The sequence below is a fragment of the Chamaesiphon sp. OTE_20_metabat_361 genome, assembly GCF_031364565.1.
Window position 1 is genome coordinate 1 of the sequence record NZ_JANLWO010000766.1, and the last position, 3,570, is coordinate 3,570.

Consider the following 3,570-nt stretch of genomic DNA (forward strand, 5'->3'; position numbering starts at 1 on the left):
TAGCGGATCAAGTCGAGCAGATCCGTCTCATCATCTACTACCAGCATCCGTAAGCCAGTGAGATCGGGTGTCTCCTGCTGCGGTGGTAATTGGCGTTCTGGCGCGAGCGTCGGCAGATCGTCGATCGCGGCTGGATCTAGCGGCAGTTGGATGATAATCGTGGCTCCCTGTCCTAGTCCGGCGCTCTGTGCCCGTACGGTACCACCATGAAGTTCGATGATATGCCGGACGATCGCCAAACCCAAGCCCAAGCCCTGGGTCTGCTTACTGCTGCTCGAATCACCTTGGCGAAACTTGTCAAAGATGTGGGGTAATAGCTCTGGCTCGATGCCTTGTCCGGTATCGCTGATGTGAATTTGCAGCTCGGTAGGGGAAACGATCTCGGTAATCTCGACTCGTCCGCCAGTAGGTGTAAATTTAATCGCATTGGTGAGCAGATTCCAAAATACTTGTCCCAACCTGTCTACATCACCCACAATCGTCGTCGGGGTCAGGACTGTGCTAACTTGGATCGATTTGGCATCAGCAGCAAGCTGGACGCACTCAATGGCCGTATTCACGACCGCTCCGACATCGAGCTGCTGCGGGGCAAGCTGCAATTTACCGCTAATAATCCGGGAGAGATCGAGCATGTCATTGACTAGTTGCGATTGTGCCAAGGCACTGCGGTAGATGACCTCCAGACCGCGATCGATCTTGCTCTGCTCTAGCTGGTGGGCGCGGATGATTTGTGCCCAGCCGATGATGGCGGTGAGTGGGTTTCGCAGTTCGTGGGAGAGATTGGCGAGAAAATCATCTTTTGCCCAGTTGGCAGTCTCGGCGGACTGGCGGGCGAGTTGCTCTTGTGCGAGCAGGTGCGCTCGTTCGGCTTCATACTGCTGGCGCTCGGTAATATCTTCGATCGAGAGTAAAATCCGGTTGGTATCCTCAGCCGTAATGATCTTCACCGCATTGAGCAACATCGTTTTCTGACCGATCCGCTCGAATACATGCGTGACCTCGAAGTTGTGGAGGCTCAGATCGGTGGTAAACATCTCCTCTAGAATCGATCGCAAGCCGGGAATATCCCACTGTCCATTCCCCAGCTCGGAAATTGTTGAGTTGGCGGTTTCGAGTGCGGATACTCCAAATGTGTCGCAGAACGCTCGATTGGCGGTATTTACCCGCAAGTCTGATTCGATCGTCAGCAGGGGTACCTGGACGGTTTCGACGATCGCTTCGGCATAGTTGCGGGCGGCGACGATGGTGGCAGCACTGCGCTTGAGGGCATCAATATCGAGCAAAACGATGACGACGCCATCGATCCGATTTTCGACGGTGCGGTAGGGGCGGATGCGGAGGGTGTACCAAGTTCCGGCGAGGGTCTGGACTTCGATTTCTTTGCCGCTGAGAGTTTCGATTACCTCCAAAATTAGCGGCTCTAAATCGGGCAGATTGAGATTGGTGGTAATATCGCTCAACGGTCGTCCGGTATCGGTCGAGATAAAATTAAATAACCGTTGCGCTGTCGGTGTAAAGCGGCGAATTTGCAGGTCGTTAGTTAACATCAAAATGGGGATGTTAATATTTGAAAGCAAGTTAGTTAAATCGTTATTGACTAGATCTAATTCGGTATTGCGATTGCGGAGTTCATCGTTGGTGGTATGGAGTTCTTCATTAGTTGCTTGAATTTCTTCTTTGGCGGTTTCGAGTTCTTCATTCGTACTTTGGAGTTCTTCATTGCTAGAGAGGATTTCTTCATTAGCAACTTTGAGATCTTGATTGCTAAATTCCTGCTCTTGCACCACCGCCCGGAGATATTCTTGAGTCGCGCGGTGTTCGTCTAGAGCGGTGGTGAGTTCTTGTCTGAGGCGGATATTATCGCGCTCGACATCGCCTTGGGGCAGGCTCGACTCTGCAACCTCACTGACGGTCGGGTCATCTTCAAATAATACTAAATAGTGGCTGGCTTCGACTTGTGGCAGCTTAAAGGGAATCACCTGAAGATTGAAGCTAATCGACCTGTCGCTGTCTGCGATCCGCAGTCCGATTCTACTAACGGGTAAATTCTGTTGTTGCGCTTGAGCGATCGCCGTTCGCAGTTCGAGCGCAAAACCCGATCGCACGAGGTTAAATAAATCGAGATTGGCAACTCCCGACGTGAGTTTGAGATAGCGATCTACCTCACCCCGCAATTGCAATACCTGCATTTTATCATCGATTACTACCCCGATTGGCGTGTACCGATCGACGATCAAGCGATCGATTTTCCCCTCAAAATCGAAGCTTGGTGTTGCCAGGAGCGGCTGGCGATTGCCGAGATTTCGATTTCCATAGCCGCTATTTTGGCGGCTCATTCTCGCGATCGGATAATTAGGCGTAAATAATAAGGGGTGCCGAGTTGTCGTTGGATTTTTGGCGTAAATGCGGTGCTTTTTGTCAACAACATTAAACAGATCTGCATATTTCCCCATACTTTCGGATGTGCCCAGCAACAGAAAGCCAGTAGCGTTCAGACTGTAATGAAAGATCGGGATAATCCGCTGTTGCAACGCATCGCCGAGATAAATCATCACATTGCGACAACTAATCAGATCGAGATTGGAAAACGGCGGATCGCTGCTGAGATCTTGACGGGCAAACACGCACAGTTCCCGCACCGCCTTACTAATATGATATCCCCCCTCGATCGGGTAAAAAAAGCGATGGCGGCGTTCTGGCGACACATTCACCAGCCGATCTGCGGCATAAATTCCGATCCTAGCGGTGTCGATGGCGGGTTCGCTAATATCGGTGGCAAAAATCTGAACTGCGGGCTGGAGATTGCGCTCTGACAAGAACTCTAACAGACAAATCGCGATCGAATACACTTCCTCCCCCGTCGAACAACCCGCCACCCAAATCCGAATCGGCACCTCCGCTGACTTATTTTGGCTAATCGTCGGGAAAACTGTGGTCGTCAGCAGCTCAAAAGCTTGAGGATCGCGGAAAAAACTAGTCACATGAATCAGGATTTCTTCATACAGGATCTTGACTTCAGTCGGATGCGCTTCTAGATACGCCACATAATCCTCCAGCCGTTCGATCTTCCGCAGCAACATCCGCCGCTGAATCCGTCGATCGAGCGTCTTGGGTTTATAATAACTGAAATCGACACCCGTACTCGCTCTGAGCATGGTAAAAATCGTCGTCAAAGCAGTTTGCGATGCGAGTACTTCACGATCGTTGGCGGCAATCGGCGGGCGCAGATCGGTGGAGAGCGGATTGCGAGCGATATCGACCAATTCTGCGGCAATTCGCTCCGGCGGCAACACAAAATCCACATTGCCAGTGGCAATTGCCGAAGTCGGCATACTATCGAATCTGGCGGAGTCCTCACACTGAGCGAATGTCACACCACCTGCGACCTTAATTGCCGTCAAACCTGCGGTACCATCACCATCACCGCCCGATAATACCACCGCGATCGCCCGATTGCCCCGATCTGCTGCTAGGGAGACTAGGAAGGCATCTCCAGGCATATATTTACCAAAAACCTTCTCGCGCGGCGATAACCCGAACGTGCCTTTAGATAGCTTCATCTGCGTATTC

At 51.5% G+C, this 3,570-nt stretch carries 1 protein-coding gene; it reads right to left on the minus strand.

What is annotated here, in order from left to right; translation table 11 throughout:
* A partial coding sequence (locus RMO35_RS21655; protein ID WP_309744181.1) for a CheR family methyltransferase occupies window positions 1-3,560 on the minus strand: 3,560 nt, incomplete at its 3' end.
* Window positions 3,561-3,570 lie beyond the last annotated feature (10 nt).